This is a genomic window from Massilia sp. (genome assembly GCF_031995545.1).
Lineage (GTDB): Bacteria > Pseudomonadota > Gammaproteobacteria > Burkholderiales > Burkholderiaceae_D > Telluria.
Map to the genome: position 1 here is coordinate 16982 of NZ_DAMAGA010000038.1, position 23698 is coordinate 40679.

A 23698-nucleotide genomic window follows, 5' to 3' on the forward strand; every position below is an offset into this window, starting at 1 on the left:
TCTGCTTTAGAACGCCTGACAAAACCCTCTAGTTGCTCTGGAGACAACAGCCGGGTACACTGAGCTGTGCCGACCGTCCGCAATCGGCCAAAAGCGGTCCTTCCTAGTGTCGCAATCCAAAGCCTAGGCTGGCGAGGCAACGACATTGAACCATCCAGGCGTGGCTTCAATGACAGCCCACAGCTTGTGAGGAATGCGTGCCGATGCCACGTCAGCGGCAGAAATGGCCAGGGGGATGTCGCTGTCGCGACCGGTGCGCGCATCAGCGACCCAGTCTGGGTTGATCACGAGGCCTTGACCCACGGCTACCAGCGATAGGCCCTGATTCAACGCGTTTTGAGCCTGCCGAGGCGTCTTGATTTGGCCTGCTGCCACTAGCGGAATGCGCCCGTCGATGTGGTTATGCAGTATGCTGACGATCGTCGCATCGGGGCCGCTTTTGGCTGGTTTCTGATCTAACGCGCTACCTAGCGATACATGCAGGTAGTTAATACCGGCGTCGACCAGACTGGTTACCAGCTGGAGCGAATCAGCCAGCTGCAGGCCGCCTTCGAACTCTTCCTCGACCGTGATGCGATAGCCCAGCGCGAATGGCTTATGGGCGTGTTCGGCAATCTCTGCCTTGACTGCCGCAACCACCGCAAGGGGAAAGCGCATGCGGTTTTCCAGCGAACCGCCCCATTTGTCCGTGCGGACGTTGAAATGCGGAGAGAAGAAATTCTGTAGAAGGAAACCGTGGGCGCCGTGCAGCTCGATGCCATCGAAACCGGCGACGATGGCCCGGCGAGTGGCTGCGGCGAAAGCATCGATGACTCCCATGACTTCGTTGTCTTCCAGTGCCCGTGGGACGATGGCGCCCGCGAACGGTCCTGCATGGCCCGGCACTGCGCTGGCCGCGATAACATCGCCCACCAGCTCTGGCAGCGTTTTCACTCCTGCATGGAAAATCTGCAGGATGGCCGGAGCACCTCCGCTTTTGGCTGCCGTGGCCAACTTACGCAAGCTTGGAATGAAGGTGTCGTCATAGGCGGCAAACTCACCGGTGAAGCCCACGCCATTTGACTGCACGTGAGTACAGCCAGTGATGACGAGACCGACATCCTTTGCCCTGCAGCGATAGTACGTATCTTCTTCGTCGGAAATGGTACCGTCGTCGTTGCTGGCCCAGGTAGTCATCGGCGCCATCACAATCCGGTTGCGCAGGACGAGATCCGGCATGAGCGCCATTGGCGCGAATAGTTTTGGGTGTTTCAAAAAGTTGTACCTTGATATAGATGAGGCGCAATTTATGCGCGGCGCCCAGCGAATCAGATCGTGTAGTCGATCTTCACGTCATTAGCTGCGGTCAAGTGCAAGCGCTGAGCACCAAGGTTTCCGGCAGGTCAGCCTCGGTGCGCGTGCCTAGAAAGAACACGATGTACGGGCTCTGCGCTATTAGCCAGGCCAGCGCTACCTGCGACGTTAAGCGAGGGTGCGGGTAAAAAATGGGGTCAGTTTGGCCATCGCCAGGCCGACTCCCGGTCCGTCGTACAAGTCCATGTGCGTGGCACCCGGGATCAATGCCAGGTCTTTCTTCCCCGGAGCCTTCGCAAACAATGCCTTGCTGTGCCACAGCGAGCCGGCTTTAGTGCCGGCGACAATCATGATCGGCTGGGTCAGTGTTTCGACGCGGTCGAAGCCGGTAAAAGAAATCATGTAGTTGGCACTGGTAAGCAACATCTTGTTGGGTGCGTTCTTGTGCTGGCCGCGTGGAGTCAGGTAATAGTCGGCTGCTTGCTGGAGATCGTACGGGGCCGAACGATCGCCCACGGCAGGCACATAAGGGATATACACCGGAGCGGCGCCGCCCGCTTCAGCGGTGCGTTGTTGGGCTGCAGCGTCCAGGGTCTTGAGCTGGTCAGCGATCTTTCCCTTTCCATCCCAGCCCTGACGAAATGCCGCGCCGACGTCCACAGCACTGACAGTACCGATAGCCTTGATACGACGATCGGTCGACGCGGCCTTGACGCTCGCCCCACTGCCGGCGCAAATACCAAGTGCGCCGATGCGCGTGTCATCCACGTACGCGAGGGTCGTCATGTAGTCAACAGCGCTATAGATGTCACCCACGCGGCGCATTGGGTCGTCCAGGAAGCGTGGCATGCCGCCACTGGCGCCTTGGTGCGACGCATCGAACGCGAACGTGACGAAGCCCTGTTGCGCCAATGCCTTCGCATACACGCTGGCAGTCTGTTCCTTCACGCCGCCTCCTGGATGCACCACAACGATTGATGGGTATTTGACGCCCTCCTTGAATTTTTCCGGAAAGAACAGGATACCGGCCATCGTAATGTCATTGTTCTGGAACTGGACGTCCTGTGTCCGGATTCCACTAGCCGTTTCAGTCGTCGTCGGGGGAGTGGCAGCGAAGGCACCAATCGACAGCATGGCGGATGCAGTGGCAACTGCGCTACCGGCCAGAACCGAGCGGCGAGTTGCATCTGGTTTGTACATGTTCGTGGATTCATGTTTCATCGATTTTCCTTCGGCATCGCAGTAGAGTTGATCAGTGACATCCACTATAGCCGCGACTCGCTTGCTAGATTAGCCCCTATAATGTGTGTGAGCCTATAACGTGGAGTAATGAATGCGTCGGGAAGAAATGGCCGATTTGACGGTGTTTCTGGCGGTAGCCGAGGCGCGCAGTTTCACGCGTGCAGCTGCCAAGCTCGGGCTGTCGCAGTCGGCATTGAGCCAGATCGTGAGACGGCTGGAAGAGCGCCTCGGCATGCGTCTGCTGACCCGCACGACACGCAGTGTCGCGCCGACCGAGGCTGGTGAACGGTTGATCGACACGCTTGCCCCTGCGCTCGATCAACTTGATGCCAGCCTAGCCGCGCTCAGCGAGCTGGGTGGGAAGCCGACGGGCACCATTCGCATCACCTCGGTCGAGCACGCGACGAAAACTGTCCTCTGGCCGGTACTGAAAAATTTCTTAGCGCAGTACCCTGAAGTGAAAGCTGTCATTACCTCAGATTACGGCCTGGTCGACATCGTGGCCGAACGTTACGACGCCGGCGTTCGCATGGGCGAGCATGTCGACAAGGACATGATTGCCGTGCGCATCGCGCCGGACTTCCGCGCAGCCATCGTTGGATCACCTGCTTACTTCAAGAACCATCCGATACCGAAAACACCGCAAGAACTCATTGCGCATCAATGCATTAACCTGAGCCTGTCGGCATCACGGGGCCATTACGTCTGGCATTTCATCAAAGAGGAGCGCGAATTAAAGGTACGCGTGGATGGCGCCGTCGCCTTTAACAGCATCAGCATGTTGAAAGACGCAGCATTGGCTGGATTTGGCTTGGCATACCTTCCAGAGGACGAAGTCCAAATCTGCATTAAGGAAGGCAGCTTGGTAAGGGTGCTAGAAGACTGGTGCCCATTGTTTCCCGGCTATCATCTTTACTACCCTAGCCGCAGGCAGCAGGCGCCCGCATTTGCATTGTTTGTGGAAGCCCTTAGGCATAACGCCACGCAGAAATGAGCATTAACACCCTCTGAACGCTCAGATGGTCGCGGCAATGGCTGCTTTGGGTCGATAGCGGACGTACGAAGGCTCTGTCCGAGCACTAAGATGCAAACACCATTTACTCGTCGATGCATGCGGGCTTCCACTAGTAGCTCAGATCTCGGGCGCGCAGGTACGCGACTCGCGTTTCCTCATCCCGTTGGTAGCGTCAATCCCGGCAGTTCAAGGGCTGGCAGGCCGTGCACGCAAGCGTCCAGGCAAGCTGCATGCTGACCGAGCGTACGCTTCAAGAGCCTATCGGGCTTGGCTGCGTAGTCGGGGCATCGCCGCTCGTATCGCACGCTACGGCGTAGAGTCGCGCGAGAAGCTTGGACAGTGGCGTCGGGTCGTCGAACGAACCTTGGGTTGGCTGCACCGCTTCCGCAGATTGCGCATCCGGCATGAGCGGCAAACAGGCATGCACCAAGCGTTTCTGTCGCTTGCCTGCCCGCTCATCCGTTGGCGGTAAGTCGAGAGGTTTTGCCAGGCGCTCTTAATCGGCGATCAGGAGTTCGATGCCTGCTTCGCGCAAGCCATCCCGGTATTGCGGGCCGATGCCGGCGTCGGTGATGATGGTATGCACCCGGTCGAGCTGCACGATGCGGTGCAGGCTGATGAAGCCGAACTTCGACGAATCGGCCAGCACGATGACTTTGCGGGCGCGCTCCACCATCTTGATGTTCAGGCTCGCTTCCGCCTCGTGGTGGGTGGTCACGCCGAACTGCAGGTCGAGGCCGTCGACGCCGAGGAACAGCTTGTCGAAGCTGTAGGCCTGCAGGCAGGCCTCGGCTTGCAGGCCCTGGATCGACAGCGCCTGCTTGCGCAGCAGGCCGCCGGTCAGGATCAGGTCGACGCCTGGCGCATTTACCAGCTCCCACGCGATATTCAGGCCGTTGGTCATGACCGTCACGTTATGGGTGTCGCGCAGATGGCGCGCCAGCGACAGCGTGGTGGTGCCCGAATCGATGATGATGTTCTCGCCCGGCTTCACCAGCCGCGCCGCCAGGGCGCCGATGCGCTCCTTCTGCTCGTGATTGAGCGCGTCCTTCTGCGACACCGTATGCTCGGTCGGCGGCATGCGCGCCAGCGTGGCGCCACCATGGCTGCGGATGGCCAAGCCCTGCGCCTCGAGCGCGCGCAGGTCGCTGCGGATCGTCACCGCCGACACGTTGAGCTGTTTTACGAGTTCGCTGACTTGCACCGAGGCTTGTTCGGTGAGGGCTTTGAGGATGGTGTCGCGGCGCTGGCCGGTTTGTCCCATGATTGGACGAGTAGTTTTAGTAAAGTAGGAGCTTACCAGATTGCAGCAGGGCCGGTGCGGCGCATCGGGCCCTGCGCGCCGCTATCCGGCAAGCATGAAATCCAGCGCGCGCCTTACTGCGCGGCCGCCAGGCGCGCCAGCGCCGCCGGGTCGAGCGGCGTGCCGGCCACCAGCGCCGCATACAGCGCCGCGCCGAGCACCGGCGGCAGGCGCGGCGTCGTCAAGCGATACGCGCCCGCGCCTCCTGCCTCGAGCGCGCGCGCGAAGCGTTCGCGCAGCGGCCCTTCGGCGCCGAACAGGCCGCCCGAGTACGACACCGTCACTTCGGCCTCGGGATCGACTCCGAGCTGGCCGCGCACCGCATCCACCAGCGCGGCCACCTCGGCGGCGGCGGCGTCGAGGATCGCGGCCGCCTGGGTATCGCCCTGCGCCGCCGCTTCCGAAACCAGGCGCGACAGCGCGGCAATCTTGCTGCGCTCCCCTTTCAGGTCGCCGTACACGACCTGGCACAGGTCGAGATCGTCGCGCAGCGCCAGGCGCTCGCGCAGCAGCGCATGCAGCGGCCCGCGCGGAGCACGGCCATCGCTCATGCGCGAGAACAGCGCCAGGCCGGCGCGCGCGATCCAGTGCGCCGAGCCCTCGTCTCCGAACAGTTCGCCCCAGCCGCCGGCGCGTGCGCGCTGGCCTTTGACTTCGCCATACGCCATCGAGCCGGTGCCGGCGATGACGCTGATGCCGTCGGCGCAGGCCAGCGAGCCGGCCCAGCTGCACACCATGTCGTTGCCGCACAGGTAGCGGCCGTGGCCCAGCGCCGCGCGCGGCAGCGCATCGAGCTGCGGCTGCACCGCGCGGTCCTCGCCATACGCCGGTAAACCAAAGAAGGCGAATGCGACGTCGTCGGCGCGCACACCGGCGGCGCCGAACAGCGCCGCGCAGCCGCGCGCCAGCATGGCGCCCGCGCCGTCCATGCCGACTTCGAGGTAGTACGCGCTGCTCTCTTCATGGCGCGCCAGTACCTGCCCTTGCGCGTCGATCAGCGCGAACGCGGTCTTGGTGCCGCCGCCGTCAACTCCGAGGAACATGGCCGTCATTCTTCATCCGTCAATGGATAGATGGTCACGCCCTGCACCACCCGGTTGACGGTGCCCGACACGCTCGGCGTATCCGGGCGCAGTCCCAGCGTCAGCGACTGCAGCAGCGCGAACGCCTGGCAGAACAGGATGTAGGGCAGCGCCAGCGCCAGGTCGTCGGCCTCGGCGACGCCGGGCAAGGCGATGCAGGCGTCGCCCAGTTCCGGTTCCTCGCGCCCGCTCAGCGCCAGCACCCGGCCGGCGCGGCCGTCGCGGCGCAGTTCGCGCAGCAGGTCGAGGTCATAACGGCGTGCGCGCGGGTCGTTCGACAGCAGCACCACCACCAGCGTGTCGGTGTCGACGATCGTCTTCGGACCATGGCGGAACCCGAGCGGCGAGTCGAACAGCGCCACCACCTGGCCATCGGTCAGTTCCAGCAGCTTGAGCGAGGCTTCGCGCGCCAGACCGCGCAGGCTGTTGCTGCCCAGGTAGACCACGCGCCGGAAGCGCTGCGCCACCAGCGCTTCGAACACTGGCAGCATGGTGTCCAGCACGCGCGCGGCCGCAGTCGACGGCGCGCCGATGGCGCCCGGGGCCAGCACGCCGAACGCGCCGGCGGCGGCCAGCAGCATCGAGGTGAAGCTGGTGGTCATGGCAAAGCCGCGGTCGTGGGTGGCGTCCGGCAGAAGGATGGCATAGGCGTTGTTGCGGCCTTGCGCCCACTGGCACAGGGCGCCATCGGTATTGCAGGTGATGACCAGGTGGTACACCTCGCCGACCAGCTGCTCGGCCAGCGCCACGGCGGCCACGCTTTCCGGGCTGCTGCCCGAGCGGCCGAACGATACCAGCAGCGTCGGCACGGCCGGCTGCAAAAACTGGCGCGGGCCGGAGACCAGGTCGGTGGTCGGCACCGCCTCCACCCGCCGGCCTTGTCCCAGCATGGCGGGCGCCAGGCATTCGCCAATGAAGGCCGAGGTGCCGGCGCCGGTCAGCACGATGCGCAGGTCGGCGCGTGCCAGCAGCGGGTTCAGAAAAGCGTCGAGCGCGCCGCGCTGGCGCGCGACCAATGCCTCGATCTCGGGCCAGACGGCGGGTTGTTGCGCGATCTCGCGCGCGGTCAGGCCGGCGCCGGCGGCATCGAGCCGCTCTTCACCAAAGCCAAGGATGGTCTTGTTTGCCACTAGCATGCTTGCAACTCCTTCTTGTCCAACGCGTTCTTTGCGGCGCCCGGCGTGCAGGCGTCCATGTATTGGCGCAGCACCCTGGCCACGCCCTCCTTGAGCAGATCGAGCGGACGGTTGCGCAGCCGCCCCTCGCGCACGGCCTCGTACTGCGCCGGCAGGTATTGGCTCAGCAGCGTGAGCGGCGGCGCTTCGCTCTCCAGACTGGCCAGCAGGCGCGCCTGCGCCGCCTGGATCGTGGGGTGCGGCCAGTAGTAGCGGATCCGGTCGCTCAGGCTGTACTGCTGGTCGAAGCGGTTGCTGCGCGCGTCGCCCGTGTAGTACTTGCGCCAGTACTCCGGCTCGGCGCGCATCACCTCCAGCACCGTGTCCTTGAAGCCGGAGCCGACGCCGTCGCCGGCCATCGCCGCCTCGATATCGGCCAGCGCCCACAGCGTCTCGCGCAGCGCGAAGGTGGCGCCGGGGCCGACCTTGAGGATGGCGAAGTGGCCGGCCACCAGCGCGGCCAGGTTGGCCGGTGTCTGGTAGTCGGTCGAATGGGCTTCGTAGACCAGCGTCGGCACGTCTTCGATCATGCGCGAGAGGTCCACCGCGCGCTCGGGGCGGAAGTCGATCACCTTGTGGTGGTCGAACTCGACGCCTGGCTGCACCACCAGGCCGACCACGCGCGGCCACGCCGCAGCCAGGCCGGCGCCGCCGAACGCGCTGCGGTGCGCAGCGATGGTCTGCGCCGCCGCGGCCGGCGTGGTGACGCTCAGTTCGTCCAGGTCTTCGTGCGCGCCGCCCGGCACCGGCACTTCGGTGCCGACCACGTACACCGGCGCTTCGCCGCCGGCCGCCTGCCAGGCCCGCTCGGCCACAAGGCACAGGCGCGCGGCGCGCGCCGCCACCACGTCATCCTGCAGCGGCACCGGGTCGCCGGCGCACGACATCGAGCAATCGAGGTGGATCTTGCGAAAGCCGGCGGTCACGTATTGTTCTATCAGCACCTCGGCCTTGGCCATGGCGCTGTCCGCGCTCTCGCCCTGCCAGGCATTCGGCCCCAGGTGGTCGCCGCCGAGCAGCACGCGCTCGCGCGCCAGGCCCACCCGGTCGGCGATGCCGTGCACGAAGTCGCGGAACGCGCTTGGCGTCATGCCGGTGTAGCCGCCATCCTGGTTCACCTGGTTCGACGTGGCTTCGATCAAGACCGGCGGCCCGCCCGGCGTACCGGCCGCCACTTCCATCGCCGCCTCGATCACCAGCGGATGCGCCGAGCACACCGAGTGGATGCCGACCGCTTCGCCGGCCTTGTGGCGGCGCACCAGATTCAACATGTAATCCATTGTTTTACTTTCCTTCGCTTGCTTCGGTGGGCGCGGCGCCGTCGTCAGGCTGCAGCGCGAGGAACAGTGCGGCCGCCAGCGACAGCACGATGCCGGCCAGCCGGTAGCTTCCCGGCAGCGTTGCGGCCAGCGCCATCGCGATCACGGTGGTCAGGAGCGGCGCGCCGGCATTCACCAGCGGCGACACGGTCAGCGCCTTGCCGTGGCGGAAGGCGTACACCAGCGTCAGCGCACCGATCGCGTTCAGCACCTGGGTGGCGGCGGCCAGCAGCGGGCCGGAAGGACCGTAGTTGATCGGCTGCGAGAAATCGGTCATCGCCAGCGCCACCGGAATGCACAGCAGCGCACTGACGGTCATGTAGAAGAAGATGCTTTCGGCATCCATGCGCGTATTGGCCAGCTTGATGAAGTAGGCCTGCAACCCCCAGGCCACCAGCACCCCGACGGCCAGAACGAACCACAGTCCGTACTGCTGCGGCGCCCCGCCCGGGTTGAAATCGAACAGCGGCAGCGCGCAGATGGCCAGCACGATGCCGATCGCTCCCATGCGGCCGGTGCGCTCGCGCAGGAACACGTATGACAGCACGATCGTGATCACCGGCGACAGCGCAATCAGCGGAAAGATCAGGTAGGCCGGCCCGGCCTTGACCGCATAGAACAGCACCATCTGGCCGCCGGCGCCGAGCAGCCCGATCGCCAGTCCGTAGCCCAGCGCGGTGCGGTCGCGCCGCACGCGCCAGCCGGAGCGCGCCAGCACGAACAGCGCCGGCGGCACCATCGTCAGCGCCCACACCACATACACCAGCGTTTCAGGAAAGCCGTACTGGGTCGGCAGGCCGGCAAAAGCACCCCATACCCCCCATAGCAGCGCGGTGGCCAGCGCGTAGCCGAGCCAGCGCGGCCGGCGCCCGGCAGCAGCACCGGGTTGATGCAGAATCGTCGTCGTATCCATGGCAGCCTGTCAGAGTCGTTGCAAACGTTTTCGTTGCCAGCAGTTCCGATAGTAAATAAGTATCAAACGAAAAGCAAAGAACTTTCATAATATTTTCGTTTAGTTGTTTTTGCGCTGTTCCAGTAGCGCCTTTTAATTTCGAATTCTTTCGATTAATATCTGAAAAATCAGCTTCAGCGTAGTGCCGCAGTACGGTTTTCCTTGGTGCTCCCCAAGCGGGCAACGCCGATGGCGCATCAAGACTTTCGATTTTTTCTTCCACCGATGGATGACCGGATGATGACGTCGACCTGCCTGCACATGCGAGGCCGGCTTTCGAAGCAGCCCGGTACGACAACCAGGAGACATGCATGAAAGACCGCTCGACCAAGCCAGCCCATTCCAAGCCATCGAGATTGCTGTATGCCAGCCTGGCCGCCGCCCTGACCCTGTCGGTCGGCGCGGTGCAGGCCAACGCCGCGGCCGATGCGCTGGCACCGGCCGGGCGTTGGGAAGGCAGTACCAATGGCAGCGCCGCCACGCCGCCGATGGGCTGGAGCAGCTGGAATGCCTTCCGCACCGAAGTCGACGAAGCCAAGGTGCTGGGCGCGGCGCAGGTGATGGTCGACAGCGGGCTCGCCAAGCTGGGCTACACCCAGGTCAATATCGATGACGGCTGGTGGCTCAAGCGCAGGGCGAGCGACGGCCGCCTGCAGATCCGCACCAACATCTTTCCGTCGGCGGCCACCGGCGGGCCGGACGGCACCAGTTTCAAGCCGTTCACCGACAAGCTGCACGCGATGGGATTGAAAGCCGGCATCTACACCGACATCGGCCGCAACGCCTGCTCGCAAGCGTATGACCTGCATTCGCCCAACCTGCCGCAGGGCAGCACCGCCGAGCGCGAAGTGGGACTGGAAGGCCACGTCACGCAAGACATCAACCTGTACTTCAAGGAATGGGGCTTCGATTACATCAAGATCGACGCCTGCGGTTTGGCCGACTTTTTGCCGGGGTCCGACCTGGTGAAACAGCAGAACTACCGCGCCGCGGCGCCGCTGATCGAACGCGGCTCGCTCAACCGCACCGACATCGGCGCGGTGCGCGCACGCTACGAAGCCGTGGTCGCGGCGCTCAAGGCGGCGCGCCCAGCCAATGACTACGTACTGTCGATCTGCGCCTGGGGCATGGCCAACGTGCGCAGCTGGGGCAAGGATGTCGGCAACCTGTGGCGCACCAGCGCCGACATCACGGCCAGCTGGACCAGCATGCTGCACAACTTCGACAGCGCCGCCAAACGCGCGCTGTACGCGGGGCCCGGCCACTGGAACGATCCCGACATCCTGCACATCGGCCATGGCGCCTTCGACGCCGCCAACCCGGTCGAAGTGCGCTCGCATTTTTCATTGTGGGCGATGATCAATGCGCCGCTGCTGGTCAGCTACGACTTGCGCAACGGCCCGGCGTCGTTCCTCGAGGTCCTGGGTAACGCCGAGGTGGTCGGTCTGAACCAGGACAAGGGCGGACACCAGGGCGTGGTGACCTATGACTCCGACGACGCGCAGATCATCGTCAAGACGCTCGGCGACGGCCGGCGCAAGGCGGTGGCGCTGTTCAACCGCGGCGCCACGCCGGCGCCGGTGACGCTGCTGGCAAGCCACCTGAAACTGTCGAACAGCGCGCCGGTCACGCTGCGCGACCTGTGGTCGAAGCAAAGCACGACCTTCACCGGCGAAAAGGAATTCACGCTGGCGCCGCACGAGACGCTGGTGTTCGAGGTCAGCGGCAAGCGGCAGCTGGAAAACGGGGTCTATCTGTCGGAGATTCCGGGTTCGATCAACGTCGCCGTCGACGGCACCCGGCAACCGCAGCTCGATCCGACCGTCCACCGCATGATCGACCCATGGTCGAACACCCGCTCCGGCGGTTCGCGCCCTCAATACGCGGGCTGGGGCGGCGCCCAGGCCGATACGACGCCGTATGGCCAGACCCTGCAGGTGGCCGGCCAGGTGTTCGATTCGGGCATCGGCGTGCTGTCGAATTCGCGGCTGCAGGTGAAGAACGATGGCGGCCACGCGCTGTTGACGGCCTCGGTCGGGGTGGACGATTCGACCGACGACACCCGGCAGCCGGTGCGCTTCTACGTGTATGGCGATGGCAAGCTGCTGGCGCAAAGCGCGCCGCTGGCATTCGGCGCCAAAGCGCAGCGATTGAATGCGGACGTCCGCGGCGTCAAGATCATCGAACTGGTGGTGCGCGGCGCGAAGGCAAGCGCTGCGCCGGTGGTGGCGACCTGGGGCGATGCGCAACTGGTGCGTGCCGGCGCCGGCGTGCGCTGAGCGGGCTGGCGAGCGGCAGGCGTCGTGGTACTCTTCAGCGACGCCCTACTGCCGAAGCGACCATCATGCGCCAGCCATTCCGCGTTTTAAGAAAGCTCTCGTTCGCGCTCGCCCTCCTGCTGCCATGCGCCGCGATGGCGCAGCCGGGCATGATCTACCTGGTGCGCCATGGAGAAAAGGCTGCGGGCAAGGATCCGGAACTGACAGCGCAAGGCCGCTTGCGCGCGCAAAACATCGCGACGCTGTTGCACCGCGCCGGCATCCAGGCGATCTTCAGCACGCCAACCATGCGCACACTGCAGACCGCGCAGCCGCTGGCTGCGCGCCTCAAACTACCGGTACAGCAGTACGCGGCGGAGACCCCGAAAGCCCTGGTCGAGAAAGTAAAGTCGCTGCGCGGCGCGGTGCTGGTGGTCGGGCATTCGAACACGCTGTCCGAACTGGTGACGCTGTTCGGCGGCGCGCCCGGCGCGGAGATCGCGGACGATGAATACGATCGGCTGTATCAGCTGATCAATGGAGCGGATGGGAAGGTGACGACGGTGATGTTGACGTCGCTGCCGGCGACGCCGCAATAAAATGCGGCGCCGCACTTGCCGGCGCCGCATGCTTTTTTACAGCGCCACGTCGGTGCGCAGCACCGGGTACAGGTTCAGGCGCTCGTCGTACGACGAATGGCGCTTGGCGAAGAAGGCCAGGCGCGCCTGCGGGTTCTTGGCGAATGCCGGGTCGGTATCCAGCAGGCGCTGGAACTCGGCGGCCACGGCCGGGTCGTTGGCGAGCTGCTCGCGCGCCACGTCTTCGGCCACGTAGTCTTCCATGTACTCCTTGCGCTCGAAGGCGGTGTTGAACATGCCCCAGGCGACCAGCGCATCCGGTGCCTGCGGCTCGAACATCGCCACCACCAGGCGCGCCTTCGGCTGGGCGATCGGCACGAACAGTGCGCCGGCCGTGACCTTGCGCGGTTCGGCTTTCCACTTGCCTTCCAGGCTCAGGCGCTGGTGGCCTTCGAGCGTACCGGCGCCGAAGGTGGCCTTGTCGGCGCGGAAGGTCTGCACGTCGGCGCGTTCGACCACCTTGTCGAGCTTGCGGAACGACACGCCGTGCTGGCGCAGCTTCTCGCCGACGGTGGCGGCGTAGGCGGCCGGCACGATGTAGCCGGCGCGCGGCGCCTTCACTTCGAGGTCGGCCACGACTTCTTCGCGCAGCGGCACGTGCCAGACCTGCGGCTTCGATTCGTCGTAGCGCGTCATCAGGGCGCCCGAGATTTCCGACGGCTTACGGGTGTAGGCATAGCCGTTGAAGTCGACCATCTGGGTTTTATCGGTGGTGCGGTAGGTCAACGCCACTGACTTGTCGCCCAGCTTGGCGGCGCGGGCGTCGGCGGCGTACGCTGCCTGCTGCCATTGTTTGCCGTTCTTGGCGACCTGGTCCAGCACCGAGACCACGGTGTTGCGGGTGATGCGCACGCGCACCGGATACTCTTTCCACGAATGGGTCTCGACCAGCATCGCCATGCGGTTGCGCAGCTGGAAGTAACCGGTCGAGAAGCGCGGATCGGACACGCCGTCCATGAAGCCGGACATCGGGTCGTCCTGCTTGACGAACGACATGTAGTAGGACTGCGGAGTCGAGCCTTCTTTCGCGATGTCCTTGATGACGTTGCTACGCAGCGCCAGGCCGGCCTTGCGCAGGTCCGGGTCGCCCGAATACACCGGCTCGACCTGGATCGAGATGTCGTGCTGGAACTTGGCGCCGTTGGTGGCGTGCAGGTCGACGTAGGTCAGCGGATCCCAGGCATTGACCAGGCCCAGCATGGCCTGCATCTCGGGCGCGTCGGCCTTCAGGTAGTCGCGGTTGAGGTTGAAGTTCTGGGCGGTGGTGCGCCAGCCCATCTCGACCGGGCCGCGCTGGTTCGGGCGGTTCCACTTGCCGAAGCGCTCGTGGCCGTCGACGTTGAACACCGGGACGAAGATGAACACCTGCTTGTCGAGCGCGCCCTTGGCGGCGCTGCCTTCCAGCACCTGGCGCAGGGCCAGGAAGCCGGCGTCCTTGCCGTCGATCTCGCCGGCGTGGATGCCGCCCTGGATCAGGGTGACCGGCAGGCCTTGCTTGCGTGCTTCCTCAGGAGTGAAGGCACCCGTGTTGCTGGCGATGAGGGCCTTCATCGGCCGGCCTTCGGGGGTGGTGCCGAAGTCGATGCAGCGGATTTGCTTCGGGTAGGCCTGTTGGAATGCGTCGCACAGGGCGATCACCTCATCGTAGCGGCCGGTAGCCTCGAAGCCCGAACGTTCGGAGATGGTGGTCAGGTTCGGGGCGGCGTGGGACAGGGGGACAGCCGACAGCAGGGCCAGCAGTAATGCAGAACGGATCATTGATGAAACTCCGGCAATTGATGAGGTGACAAAGCGGAGGATTATAGACCTGTTCCTTGGGGAATTATCGATGTTGATCGGTGGCGCTACAGCAGCGTTAGTCGTCACCAAAAAACTCAAAACCGTCACCCCCGCGCAGGCGGGGGCCCAAGTTTGCATGCACCGCGATACAGTTTGCTTGTCCGGTTACGCGTGAGAACTTGGGCCCCCGCCTGCGCGGGGGGGACGGTTTTAAATGTAGAGGAAGAATATTGCAGCGTGATCGCTACGTTAGCGCTGCACTGCTTCGCCCCGGGTCCGGATAGCGATCTCTTTCACCGCCGGCCGCACGATCTGCATCGGCACGGCGCGCGCACGGCTGGTCGAGACCGGGCAGGCATTATTGGTGCGGTAGGCCAGCGCCGCCGCCAGCATCCCTTCCGCCGGATCGCCCACCGGACGCGACAGATCGTCGCTCACCGCGCAGGTCGGTGCGAAGCCGTCGGCGAAGTCGCCGAAGCCCTTGTGGTTGACGCCCTTGAACTCGATCGAGAAATAAGTCGTGCCGCAGTTCGGCGTCGGGTAGAAGCCGTACGGTTTGCCGCAGGTGGCGCCGCCGATCTGGATCACTTCCACATCGGCGCCGCGCAGGCCGTTGATGATGGCTTCGCTGGCCGAGCAGGTGCCGGACGTGCTCAGCACCGTCACGCGCTTCAGGCCCAGCGTCGGCAGCGGCGTGCCGGCGCGCACCGGATTGGGCGAGTCGAAACCATACGCGGTCGCGCGGAACGGGATCGGATCGTCGGCCGGCGTCTTGTTGTTGACCTGGGCGCGCTCGAACACCTTGCCGGCCGTATTCGCCGGGCCGGCGATCATGTAGGCCAGTTCGCTGGCGACATACAGCAGGCCGCCGCCGTTGTAGCGCACGTCGAGCACCAGGTCGCTCACGCCGGCGTCGCGCAGCGTGGCGATGGCGTCGACCAGCTGTTTTTCGGAGACCGCGTTGTGGGTGTCGAAGGTCAGGTAACCGACCTTGCCGCTGGCGGTCTCGATCACCTTGACGTTCTTCACCGGCGCCACGCGCACTTCGAGCGCGGTCATGCTCACCTCGTACGGCACGCCGTTCCGCTGCAGCGTGAAGCGGTGGGTGCTGCCGGCGGCGTCCGGGAACAGGCCAGCGTTGATGCGCGCCACCGCAGTGGCGTCGCTGGCGTTGACGAAATCGACGCCATCCACCTGCGCCAGCATGTCGCCGCGCAGCAGGCCGGCCGCGGCGGCGGGCGAACCCGGCTCGACCGCGGTGATCAGCCAGGTGCGTGGCGCGGTGGTGCTGTTGCGGGTCCAGGTGATGCCGTAGCCGAGGTCGATGCCTTCGTTCTGCATCGCATCCCATTCAGCCGTCGGGTAGGTGAAGTGGAATTCGTCCTTCGGCTTGCCGGATGGGGTGATGGCCGGGGTCTTGAGCACGTCGAAGTAGGCGATCGGATCGCTGAACGCGGCCATGCGGAAGGTGTTCGGCACTTCGTCGTACCAGAGGTAATTCTCGTTGGTCCAGGCGCGCAGGAATTTCAGTTCGTCGAGCAATGTCCCCTGGCGGTCAGGGAAGGCCTGGCCGCTGGCGTCGACGCCGCTGCGCGGCTTGGCGCACAGGTTGGCGTAGGTGCTGGAGGCGGCCAGCAGGTTCGGGTTCAGGTCTTCCGGCGTGGCCTGGGACGTGACCGGCGTCGGCGCCGGCGTGGCCGGCTGCTGCGCGTCCGGACCGCGGGTACCGACGTTGGGCGAACCGCCTCCGCCGCCGCAGCCGGCAAGCACGAGCAGCGCGGCCAGGGCGCTGGAGGTCAGACGGAACGGAAGGGACTGGCGGATGGGGCGGATTGGCGAGCTCATCCAACCGATTATAGACGTGGAGTTTCGGCCGAAGAACAACGGAATGTCACGGTTGAGGCTAGATCGCAACGAAGGTTATTGGGGTGATAACGAACGACGCGGGAGCGTGCAAGAGCAGAGGCAATGCGCAGGATAGTTGAACGCGTCGGCGGCGGAGCCGCCAACCCTACGTAGGGTTGGCGGGTCTCCCGCCGACGCGTTCAACTCACGCCGGTACGATCAATGCGCGACCGCAATCCCTTACGCTGCACGTGGCGCCGCGCCAGCCGGCGCATGAAACGCCGCCACCAGCCCCGCTTCCTTCTCCTTGGCCGCCTTCAGATGCCGCGCCTTGACGTGACCATAGCCGCGGATCTCTTCCGGGATGCTGGCAATCGCCACCGCCTGCGCCAGGTTGTCCGCCGTCAGCTTCGGCAGCAAGGCCGCCACCGTGTCGCGATACTGCTTGACCAGCGCGCGCTCGGTACGCCGCTCGGCGGTATAGCCGAACACGTCCAGCGCGGTACCACGCAAGCCCTTGAATTTGGCCAGCACGCCGAACGCATTCATCATCCACGGACCATATTCGCGCTTGATCGCATGGCCTTGCTTGTCGTGCTTGGCCATCAGCGGCGGCGCCAGGTGGAACTTGACCTTGATGTCGCCTTCGAACATGCCGGCGATCTTGTCGCGGAAGGCTGGATCGGTGTGCAGGCGCGCGACTTCGTACTCGTCCTTGTACGCCATCAGCTTGTAGAAGTAGCGCGCCACCGCTTCGCTCAGGCGCGTGCCCTTGCCCAGCTTGGCTTCCTCGGCCCGCACGCTGTCCACGAAGCCCTTGTACTGCGCAGCGTAGGCGGCGTTCTGGTAAGCGGTCAGCAGCTCGATGCGGCGGTTGACGATCTCGTCCAGCGTTTGCGTGCGCTTGAACTCGATCACCTTGGCCGGCGCGGCCACTTTCGTCACCGACGCCAGGTCATGCGCCGCCGTGCGGCCCCAGTTGAAGGCGGCCTTGTTGAACGCCACCGACACGTTGTTCAGTTCGATCGCCTTCATGAGCGACGCTTCCCGCAGCGGCACGTGGCCCTTCTGGAAGGCGTAGCCGAGCATGAACATATTGGTGGCGATGGCGTCGCCCATCAGCGCGGTGGCGATGCGGCCGGCGTCGACGAAATCGACGTTCTCGGCGCCACAGGCTTGCAGGATCGATCCGCGCGAACCCTCGGCCGGGAACTGCCAGTCCGGATTCTTGACGAAGGCAGCGGTGGTGGCGCCGGTGGCGTTGACCGCGGCCCAGGTGCGGCCTTCGCCCATGCGCGACAGCGCGTCGCGGCTGGCGGTGACGATCTGGTCGCAGCCGATCACCAGGTCTGCGCTGCCGGTGCCGACGCGGGTCGAGTGCAGGTCGGCCTGGTGTTCGGCCAGGCGCACATGCGACATCACCGGACCGCCCTTCTGCGCCAGCCCGCTCTGGTCGAGCACCACGGCGCCCTTGCCTTCGACGTGGGCCGCGACTGCCAGGATCTGGCCCACGGTCACCACGCCGGTGCCGCCGACGCCGGCCACCAGGATGCCGAACGGCGTCTCGACCGACGGGATGCGCGGCTCGGGCAATGCCGGTGGCGCTGCTTCGGTCGTGGTCGCTTTCTTCGGCTTCTTCAGCCCGCCGCCTTCGACCGTGACGAAGCTCGGGCAGAAGCCCGACACGCACGAGAAGTCTTTATTGCACGACGATTGGTTGATCTGGCGCTTGCGGCCCAGTTCAGTTTCCAGCGGCTCGACCGACAGGCAGTTCGACTGCACCGAGCAGTCGCCGCAGCCTTCGCACACGGCTTCGTTGATCACGGCGCGCTTGGCCGGGTCGGGGAATTCGCCTTTTTTGCGGCGACGACGTTTTTCCGAAGCACAGGTCTGGTCGTAGATCACGGCCGACACACCCGGCATTTCGCGCAGCTCGCGCTGCACGTCCATCAGCTCGGAACGGTGGCGCACCGTGGTGCCCGGCGCCCAGTTGTAGTCGGCGGGATATTTGTCCGGCTCGTCGGTCACGACGATGATCGGCTTGACGCCTTCGGCCGCGATCTGGCGGCTGATCATGCCCGGGTCGAGCGGGCCGTCGACGTTCTGGCCGCCGGTCATCGCGACCGCATCGTTGTACAAAATCTTGTAGGTGATGTTGACCTTGGCCGCGACCGAAGCGCGGATCGCCAGCGCGCCCGAGTGGAAGTAAGTGCCGTCGCCCAGGTTGACGAACACGTGCTTCTCGTTGGTGAACGGCGCCTGGCCGATCCAGGTCGTGCCTTCCGCCCCCATGTGGGTGAAGGTCGAGGTTTCGCGGTCCATCCACAGCACCATGTAGTGGCAGCCGATGCCGGCCATGGCGCGCGAGCCTTCCGGCACTTTGGTCGAGCTATTGTGCGGGCAGCCGGAGCAGAAGTACGGAATGCGGTCGGTTTCCGGATTCGGCTTGGCCGGGATGCTCTTGAGCACTAGCTCCTTGGCTTCGAGGAAGGCAATGCGTTCGCGCACCCGTTCGGCCACCGGATGACCGGCGCAGTAGTGCGAGATGCGCGACGCGATAGCGCGCGCGATCTGAGCCGGGTTCAGCTCATACGTGGCCGGCAGCAGCCAGTCGCCGTGGCCCATGTGGTTCTTGTTGCTCCATTCGCCGGTGTCGTCGAACTTGCCGACCACGCGCGGACGCTCGCTGTCCGGCAGGTTGTACAGCGCTTCCTTGAGCGCGTATTCCATCACCTGGCGCTTTTCTTCCACCACCAGGATTTCGTCCAGGCCGCGCGCGAATTCGTGCACGCCTTCGGCCTCGAGCGGCCAGGTCATGCCGACCTTGTACAGGCGCAGGCCGATGTCGCGCGCCGCCTGCTCGTCGATGCCGAGGTCGGCCAGCGCCTGGCGCGTGTCCAGGTAGCTTTTGCCGGCGGTGATGATACCGATCTTCGGTTTCGGGCTGTCCCAGATGATGCGGTTCAGTTTGTTGGCGCGGGCATAGGCCAGCGCCGCGTACCACTTGAAATTGCTCATCCGCACTTCCTGATCCAGCACGGCGTCCGGCCAGCGGATGTTCAGGCCGCCTGGCGGCAATTCGAAGTCGGTCGGCATGGCGATCTGCACGCGGTCCGGATCGAGGTCGACCACGGCGCCCGATTCGATGATGTCGGTCACGCACTTCATCGATACCCACAGGCCGGTGTAGCGGCTCATGGCCCAGGCATGCAGGCCGAAATCGAGGTATTCCTGCACCGAGGACGGGTACAGCACCGGGATGCCGCAGTGGGTCAGGATATGGTCGGACTGGTGCGCGGTGGACGACGATTTGGCCGCGTGGTCGTCGCCGGCCAGCACCAGCACGCCGCCGTGCTTCGACGAGCCGGCGTTATTGCCGTGCTTGAAGACGTCGCCGCAGCGGTCCACGCCCGGGCCTTTGCCGTACCACATGGCGAACACGCCGTCGTACTTGGCATCCTGGTACAGATTGGTTTGCTGGGTGCCCCAGACCGAGGTCGCGGCCAGGTCTTCGTTCATGCCGGGGTGGAACTTGACGTGGTGCTCTTCGAGGTGCTTTTTCGCCTTCATCGCGGTCTGGTCGACCGAGGTGACCGGCGAGCCGCGGTAGCCGGTGATGAAGCCGGCGGTGTTCAGGCCGGCTTTCAGGTCGCGCTCGCGCTGCAGCATCGGCAGGCGGATCAGGGCCTGGGTACCGGTCATGAAGGCGCGGCCACGCTCCAGCGTCCATTTGTCGTCCAGGGATATATCGTGCTGCGTGGCGTGCTCGGGCAGCGCGAGCTTGGCGCGGTCCAGGGGTGCGTTCATTGCTTGTCTCCAATGTCCTCGTGGCGAGAGGTTGGGTTCGGTACATTGCCGTTCCCTGTCGATCTGCCGCCCTGGCCGTCGCGCTGCCGGCTTCTATCGAGCCGATTCGGGTACGCTGGCGGCGGGCTTGGCAGTCTCCTCCCGTAAGGAACCCAGTATAGTCCTGGGCCTCCAGCATTAAATTCCAATCAATTCCCCCCGCCCGTTGAATTGCGCAATAAAATTGCGATATACAAGAGTAATCAGAGGTGTGTATGTCAAAAATTGAGCTGGATAAAACCGACCGCAAGATCCTCGAGATCCTGCAGAGTGATGGCCGGCTGTCGAACCAGGACGTGGCGGAGCGGGTGAACTTGTCGCCCTCCCCTTGCCTGCGCCGTATCAAGCGGCTGGAAGAGGCAGGCGTGATCCGCCAGTACGTGGCGTTGCTCGATCCGGACAAGATCGGGCTGGGGCTGCTGGCGTATGTCAACGTACGCCTGGAAAAGCACAGCGAGGTGGCCAGCATCAGCCGCGCGCCGGGCTTGCCGGCGACGTCGCCGCGCAACGATTTCGCGGTGTCGGTCGGCACCTGGCCGGAAGTGGTGGCGTGCTATGCGATGACGGGGGAGATGGATTTCCTGCTGCGCGTGCATGTGGAAGACATGGACCACTTCTCGCGCTTCATGATGGGCACGCTGCTCAAGCATCCGGCGGTGCTGGATGTGAAGTCGAGCTTTGCGCTGCAGCGGATCAAGGAGACCACGGCGATGCCGCTGGTGTAAAGCTCGACAGAGCTTAATGCCGCAGAGAAAGTCGAGACCGTTGGTCGCGACTTTCTTCAGTTTGCGAAGACTTAATTCGGTTTGAGCTTATAGGGTGACCTTGCGCCGAATGGCGAAAACAGCCAATAGGCCAAGTCCGATCAATGCTAAGGATTCAGGCTCTGGAACATCGACACGTCGCATTTCACCAACAGCGCCTGCGCAATCGATCTCGATTCCCCATCCGCAACCAGCACCAGTATGCCCGGTGCCATCACCCGACGCTCCAATGGTGAAAAGTCGTCCTTCGGAAATCATTGCTAATGAAAGATCTGGATTGATCGTAGAAAAAAATACCATTCCCTCCAGATATCCTTCTGCATTAAATGTCACGCTCATGTGAATTTGCGTTTGCATGTGCATTAGCCCTATCTGAGGGACGAAATCAACCACGGAATATTGAGGATCGCTGGTTGTATGCCCGTAGAATGGATATGCGAAACGAATACGCTTGAGGCCCAGAGTAGAGTCGGCTGGGCCATCATAATTCCCAGGTTCTAAAGACCAGGAGAATGCCCCTGAAGCCACTGTTGCACGGTCGAACTCCATTTCAAATTGAATACCACGTGGCACCTCATTATTCAAGGCACGCCATTGGTAGACGATGCCTGCATAACTCGACGAAGTAACAAAATAAAGTGCAATTGCAGTTAGCACGGCTCTTATTATCATGAAAAATCCCTTTCGTTTTGAAAAGGACATGAATAGCAATAGTCATGCCATTCGTGATAAGGCCTTGAAATATAAAGCTTCAATAACATCCGCTTAGCCTAAGCGTTCATCGATGTAAAAAATTTCGACAGACGATAGGTACTGCTCTGTCACCGTTTTTTCAGAGTGAAAAATTTCGCAGCTGCTCTGGCATTTGCCTTGACCGTGTAATCGATCACCGCAAACTGCTCCTCCAGGGCCTCGGCCATTACGCTGCCCGGGCTGGGCGGCGGCAACTCCAGGTGGGCATCGGCCTCACCATACTCGCGCTTGATCCGCATCCCGGCCTTCTTGGCAATGTGCATCATGGTCTGGTTCGACGTCAGACACTGCATATACAGCGTATCGACGTCCGAATTGCGGCAATGGATCGCGGCGCGTTGGAACAACCGGGTGCCGACGCCCTGTCCGCGCGCCGAGGCCGAGACCGATACCCCGAACTCGGCGATCTGCTCCTTGTCGGTCTTCTTTCCTTCCGACGGCGCGAACGCCAGGTGCCCCACGCCCACCAGCTGGAACACATTGTTGACCACCCCAAACACGATATCGCGCGCGAAGTCGATCTTGCCCACATAGGCCGTGATCCCCTCGTCCGGGATCATGCTGCCGAAGCGCAGCAGACGGTCGCCGCTGTCCAGCGCCAGCAGGTGGCGCAGGATGCGGCGGCGGTCGCGCTCGCCAAGCTCCTTGACCAGCACCGGCACCCGGCCCTTCTTGCCGCGCAAGCCCTGGATCCAGCGCTGTAATGGGTTGTCCAGCATGTTCACATCCTCGTTGTGCAGTGCAACAAGCCGATTCTAGCCGATCGGGTCGCGGTCCGCGCCGTTTGTTGCATCGGCTTCGATCACAGGCGGCAACTCGCGCAATCGTTCGCGCGGCACTTCCCTGGCTGTCGGTCCCAGCCATTGCGACTGCGGACTGACCACGAAACGGCCCTTGCCAGCCTGCTTGGCTTCGTACATCGCCTTGTCGGCGTCGGCCAGCAAGGCTTCCTGCCCGCGCGCCGCGCCGCTCTGGCCGCGCGCGCTGGCGATGCCGATGCTGGCCGAGATGCTGACCGGATGGCCGTCGGCCTCGACGATCGACTCGATCTGCTCCAGCGCCAGCCGCGCCACCCGCAGCGCGCCGTCGCGCGAGGTGACGTCTTCGAGCATGATCACGAATTCGTCGCCGCCCAGGCGCGCCAGCGCGTCTTCGGCGCGCAGTTTCTCCTGCACCCGGCGTGCCACCAGTTGTAGCACCATGTCGCCGGTGGCATGGCCCCAGGTGTCGTTGACCGCCTTGAAGCCGTCCAGGTCGATGAACATCAGCACCACCACGCTGTCGCGGCGGTCGGCGCGCGCCAGCGCCCGCTCCAGCAGGCGCGTGATCTGGCGGTAGTTGATCAGGCCCGTCAGGCTGTCGTGCTGGGCCAGGCGTTCGAGCTGGCGCGACTGCGCCTCGAGCTCGGCGGTTCTCTCGGCGACGCGGTGTTCCAGCGTCTCGTTGGCCGACTGCAGGCTGGCGTTGACCTCGCCGATGATGCGGTAGCTGCGGCGCAGGCGCCAGCCGGCCCAGGCCAGCAGCACCAGCAGCAGCGCCGCATAGGCGAACAGGTAGACGCGCGAACGCTCGCGCTCGAGCAGCACGGCGTCGAACGAACGGTCGAACTCGCGCTCAAGGCGCTCCAGCGCGGCGTCACTGCCGGTGGCGGCGATCTGCGCTTCCAGCATGTTTTCCAGCGGACGCTTTTCCAGGATCACGCGGCAGCTGTGAATCACTGCATCCATCTTGTCGATCACGGCCGGCGAAAAGGCGATCTGCTGGGCGGCGACGTCACCCAAGATTTCGTCGATGCGGCTCGCCAGCGCGGGAGAGGGGGCGATGTTGTAGCGCAGGGTTTCGGTCAGCAAGGCATTCAGGGTGGTGTCCAGGCGCACCACGATGCGCGCCGGCGCCAGCGCGCCTTCGATGCCGCTCAGTTCGGTCTTGAGGTCGGCCACCGCCGGCGGCATGTGCAGTAGCGCCGCGCGCAATGGCGGATTGTGGATGGCGAACTGGCCGACCAGCTGCTCCTTGTTGCGCAGCGCCGTTTCCAGGCTGCCGAAGGCGGCGCTGGCGCCACTGCCTTGGGTCAATGGCAGGGCGTCACGCAGGCGCTCCATCAGGTCGCGCATGCGCGGCAGCTGGGCGGTGAGCTTGGGGTCGGGCGAGGGGCGGCCGATGTGGGCGCGCAGGATGTTGGCATCCCATTCGGCGTCCAGCTTTTCCAGCTCGCGCAGGTTGAGCGTGACGCGGTTGCTGATGGCGGGGTCGACCGCTTCGGTGCGCAGGTAGAGGATGGCCAGCATCAGGGCCAGCAGGACGACCGCAACGCCTGCCAATAGCTGGCGGCGGCGTTGACTCCAGCTTGTAATGCGCCGCGCCAGCGTGGTAAGCATTGTTTTTTCTCCAAGGCAACGAAATCGGGTTACTTGAAGGATAACAAAAGCTGGCG

General features: G+C 64.2%; 17 protein-coding genes and 1 pseudogene. 5 read left to right on the forward strand and 13 right to left on the reverse strand.

Going from position 1 to position 23698, the window contains the following annotated elements; all coding sequences use genetic code 11:
• Positions 1-123: 123 nt before the first annotated feature.
• Together RTQ83_RS20140 and RTQ83_RS20145 are read right to left on the reverse strand one after the other, a co-directional pair.
• Positions 124-1254 (reverse strand): NADH-dependent flavin oxidoreductase, encoded by a 1131-nt coding sequence (locus tag RTQ83_RS20140; protein ID WP_312518504.1) that lies wholly within the window; start codon positions 1252-1254, stop codon positions 124-126.
• Between the two features lie 207 nt (positions 1255-1461).
• On the reverse strand, positions 1462-2514 hold the full coding sequence (locus RTQ83_RS20145; protein WP_123068063.1) for an alpha/beta hydrolase: 1053 nt from the start codon (positions 2512-2514) through the stop codon (positions 1462-1464).
• A 112-nt stretch (positions 2515-2626) separates the two neighbouring features.
• On the opposite strand from RTQ83_RS20145, the gene RTQ83_RS20150 reads away from it, so the two are divergent.
• Positions 2627-3529 carry a LysR family transcriptional regulator gene (locus RTQ83_RS20150; RefSeq protein ID WP_312518510.1) on the forward strand — a complete coding sequence of 301 codons (903 nt, stop codon included), beginning with the start codon at positions 2627-2629 and terminating at the stop codon, positions 3527-3529.
• Positions 3530-3635: 106 nt separating this feature from the next.
• Positions 3636-4022, forward strand: a pseudogene (locus RTQ83_RS24310) (transposase); the annotation flags it as partial.
• Positions 4023-4046: 24 nt separating this feature from the next.
• Here the strand turns inward: RTQ83_RS24310 and agaR are convergent.
• The 5 genes from agaR to RTQ83_RS20175 form a co-directional block, all read right to left on the reverse strand.
• The gene (gene agaR / locus RTQ83_RS20155; RefSeq protein WP_312518513.1) at positions 4047-4814 is read right to left on the reverse strand and encodes a transcriptional repressor AgaR; all 768 of its coding nucleotides are present in this window, start codon (positions 4812-4814) and stop codon (positions 4047-4049) included.
• A 113-nt stretch (positions 4815-4927) separates the two neighbouring features.
• Positions 4928-5896, reverse strand: coding sequence for an N-acetylglucosamine kinase (locus RTQ83_RS20160; protein WP_312518515.1), 969 nt, complete (start codon positions 5894-5896; stop codon positions 4928-4930).
• A gap of 5 nt (positions 5897-5901) precedes the next feature.
• A complete protein-coding gene (locus RTQ83_RS20165) occupies positions 5902-7071 on the reverse strand; it encodes an SIS domain-containing protein (RefSeq protein WP_312518518.1) in 1170 nt (389 codons plus the stop codon).
• Complete coding sequence (locus RTQ83_RS20170; protein ID WP_312518521.1) at positions 7065-8390, reverse strand: D-tagatose-bisphosphate aldolase, class II, non-catalytic subunit; 1326 nt, start codon at positions 8388-8390, stop codon at positions 7065-7067. Before RTQ83_RS20170 ends, RTQ83_RS20165 begins: the two co-directional genes overlap by 7 nt.
• Positions 8391-8394: 4 nt before the next feature.
• A complete protein-coding gene (locus RTQ83_RS20175; protein WP_312518523.1) occupies positions 8395-9342 on the reverse strand; it encodes a DMT family transporter in 948 nt (315 codons plus the stop codon).
• 350 nt (positions 9343-9692) lie between these two features.
• Between RTQ83_RS20175 and RTQ83_RS20180 the strand changes: the two genes are divergently transcribed.
• Together RTQ83_RS20180 and RTQ83_RS20185 are read left to right on the forward strand one after the other, a co-directional pair.
• Positions 9693-11660, forward strand: a complete 1968-nt coding sequence (locus tag RTQ83_RS20180; RefSeq protein ID WP_312518526.1) for an NPCBM/NEW2 domain-containing protein — start codon at positions 9693-9695, stop codon at positions 11658-11660.
• 65 nt (positions 11661-11725) lie between these two features.
• The gene (locus tag RTQ83_RS20185) at positions 11726-12238 is read left to right on the forward strand and encodes a phosphoglycerate mutase family protein (RefSeq protein ID WP_312518528.1); all 513 of its coding nucleotides are present in this window, start codon (positions 11726-11728) and stop codon (positions 12236-12238) included.
• A 36-nt stretch (positions 12239-12274) separates the two neighbouring features.
• Here RTQ83_RS20185 and RTQ83_RS20190 read toward each other — a convergent pair whose 3' ends face one another.
• The 3 genes from RTQ83_RS20190 to RTQ83_RS20200 all read right to left on the reverse strand — a co-directional run bounded on the left by RTQ83_RS20190 (position 12275) and on the right by RTQ83_RS20200 (position 19708).
• Positions 12275-14035: a M14 family metallopeptidase gene (locus tag RTQ83_RS20190; RefSeq protein ID WP_312518530.1), complete on the reverse strand. Its 1761-nt coding sequence runs from the start codon at positions 14033-14035 to the stop codon at positions 12275-12277.
• A 270-nt stretch (positions 14036-14305) separates the two neighbouring features.
• The gene (locus RTQ83_RS20195) at positions 14306-15901 is read right to left on the reverse strand and encodes a S41 family peptidase (RefSeq protein ID WP_312518533.1); all 1596 of its coding nucleotides are present in this window, start codon (positions 15899-15901) and stop codon (positions 14306-14308) included.
• A 240-nt stretch (positions 15902-16141) separates the two neighbouring features.
• A complete protein-coding gene (locus RTQ83_RS20200; protein WP_312518536.1) occupies positions 16142-19708 on the reverse strand; it encodes an indolepyruvate ferredoxin oxidoreductase family protein in 3567 nt (1188 codons plus the stop codon).
• A gap of 254 nt (positions 19709-19962) precedes the next feature.
• On the opposite strand from RTQ83_RS20200, the gene RTQ83_RS20205 reads away from it, so the two are divergent.
• Complete coding sequence (locus RTQ83_RS20205) at positions 19963-20472, forward strand: Lrp/AsnC family transcriptional regulator (RefSeq protein WP_290418636.1); 510 nt, start codon at positions 19963-19965, stop codon at positions 20470-20472.
• Positions 20473-20559: 87 nt separating this feature from the next.
• Here the strand turns inward: RTQ83_RS20205 and RTQ83_RS20210 are convergent, their stop codons facing one another.
• The 3 genes from RTQ83_RS20210 to RTQ83_RS20220 form a co-directional block, all read right to left on the reverse strand.
• A complete protein-coding gene (locus tag RTQ83_RS20210; protein ID WP_312518541.1) occupies positions 20560-21213 on the reverse strand; it encodes a PEP-CTERM sorting domain-containing protein in 654 nt (217 codons plus the stop codon).
• A 119-nt stretch (positions 21214-21332) separates the two neighbouring features.
• Positions 21333-21983, reverse strand: a complete 651-nt coding sequence (locus RTQ83_RS20215) for a GNAT family N-acetyltransferase (protein WP_312518544.1) — start codon at positions 21981-21983, stop codon at positions 21333-21335.
• Positions 21984-22019: 36 nt separating this feature from the next.
• Complete coding sequence (locus RTQ83_RS20220) at positions 22020-23642, reverse strand: diguanylate cyclase (RefSeq protein WP_312518546.1); 1623 nt, start codon at positions 23640-23642, stop codon at positions 22020-22022.
• Positions 23643-23698 lie beyond the last annotated feature (56 nt).